Here is a 1,582-nt window from a genome sequence, read left to right on the forward strand (position 1 = left end):
CCCTTCGGCTTGACCTCCGGCATCTGCACCTCGAGCCTCAAGCATGCCACGCACTTCAAGCGCAATTCGGAGGCCGGAATGGTGATGGTCAACCTGCCGACGGCGGGTGTCGATTTCCATGTTCCCTTCGGCGGCCGCAAGGGCTCGAGCTATGGGCCGCGCGAGCAGGGCCACTATGCGGCGGAGTTCTACACCACGGTGAAGACGGCCTATACGTTCGCAGGCTGATCGGCCGTCGACTGATCAGCCTGACTGATCGGTCACTGCCGACCATGCCGGCAACACCGCCATGCACATCTGGATTGGAGCGGCGCGAAAGGATGACAGCGCAAGATCTGACATGGCTTAACCCGCCGCCGCACCACGCCATCGAGGGCGATAGCGTTCGTGTGCGCACCGGCAAGGAGACCGATTTCTGGCGCGAGACCTTCTACGGTTTCTGGCGCGACAACGGCCACTTCCTGCACCGGCCTGTCGAGGGCGATTTCAGCGCCGAAGTCACGGTCAAGGGCGACTACGAGGTCCTCTATGATCAGGCCGGGCTGATGGTCCGGCTCAGCGAAACGCACTGGATCAAGGCCGGTATCGAGTACACCGACGGCCTTGCCTATTTCTCCGTCGTCGTCACCAACGACACGTCAGACTGGTCGCTGGTCGCCATTCATGCCGATCCGAACGGCGTCAGGATCCGGTTGACCCGTCACGCCGAGGCGATCCGCGTCCAGTACCTCGACGCTTCCGACAGCCACTGGAAGCCTGTGCGGCTTGCCTATTTCCCGACCTCGAAGACGGTCGACATCGGCATGATGTGCTGTTCGCCGCAACGCGAAGGCTTTGAGGTAACGTTCTCGGATTTCTCCCTCGGTCCGCCGATATCGCGGGAATTGCACGATTGAGACGTGCGGTCTTGCGCTGAACCGCAAGCACTTCGACCTTTGCCACAATCCGCCGTGTGCCTCCGGCCGAGCCGGGGGGTTGGCCGCGGCACTGCAGCCGGCGAGATCGTCAGCCAGTTGCGATGCCGCCAGACGGTTCGAAATTTTTGGCCCCTGGTTCGGCTCAAGGCGGTGCAAGGCAGGACGTTGCAACGCTATTGGCATCCGCGCTAGGAGTTGCCGATGGGCAGGTTTCGAAGGGCTGTCAAAAGAGCCGTCTACTCCAGGGCGCTAAGGTTTCTTGGCGTTCCGCCCGTGCTGTGGTCGCAGGGCATCGGGCATTTCTGCGATTTCGCCGGGCCGCGCTGGTATCGCAACGCGCCAACTGCATCTACGCAGAGCGAGGCATTTTTCCGCCAACATTACAGCGGCGCGCATGGCATCGTCTGGCTGCGCCTGAGCACCTTGTCCAGGGATGCGCAAACCTGCGACCTCGACACGTTTGTCAGGATCGTGCTGCCGACGATTACGGCACCATTCACGCTGCTGACGACCGATGGGGATGCTTCGGTCCCCTCGGATTTGTCGAATGACACCGTCGACCAGCTTCTCGCCAACCCTTTCCTGGTCTCCTGGTACAGCCAGAATTGTGATGGCACTCACCCCAGGGTGAAGCCTTTCCCGATCGGGCTCGATCTTCACACGCC

General features: G+C 61.8%; 2 protein-coding genes and 1 pseudogene. All 3 read left to right on the plus strand.

Going from position 1 to position 1,582, the window contains the following annotated elements; translation table 11 throughout:
• The coding region (locus EN893_RS33140) for an aldehyde dehydrogenase family protein (protein WP_128362142.1) at positions 1 to 228 on the plus strand (228 nt) is incomplete at its 5' end.
• 92 nt (positions 229 to 320) lie between these two features.
• Positions 321 to 896 carry a DUF1349 domain-containing protein gene (locus EN893_RS33145; RefSeq protein WP_127266938.1) on the plus strand — a complete coding sequence of 192 codons (576 nt, stop codon included), beginning with the start codon at positions 321 to 323 and terminating at the stop codon, positions 894 to 896.
• Positions 897 to 1,190: 294 nt separating this feature from the next.
• Positions 1,191 to 1,582: pseudogene (locus tag EN893_RS33150) on the plus strand (hypothetical protein); the annotation flags it as partial.

Source organism: Mesorhizobium sp. M7A.F.Ca.CA.004.04.2.1 (assembly GCF_004022825.1).
Classification (GTDB): Bacteria; Pseudomonadota; Alphaproteobacteria; order Rhizobiales; family Rhizobiaceae; genus Mesorhizobium.

Coding starts and splice junctions, on each gene's coding strand:
- EN893_RS33145 (WP_127266938.1), top strand. CDS start 321: ATGACAGCGCAAGATCTGACATGGCTTAACCCGCCGCCGCACCACGCC.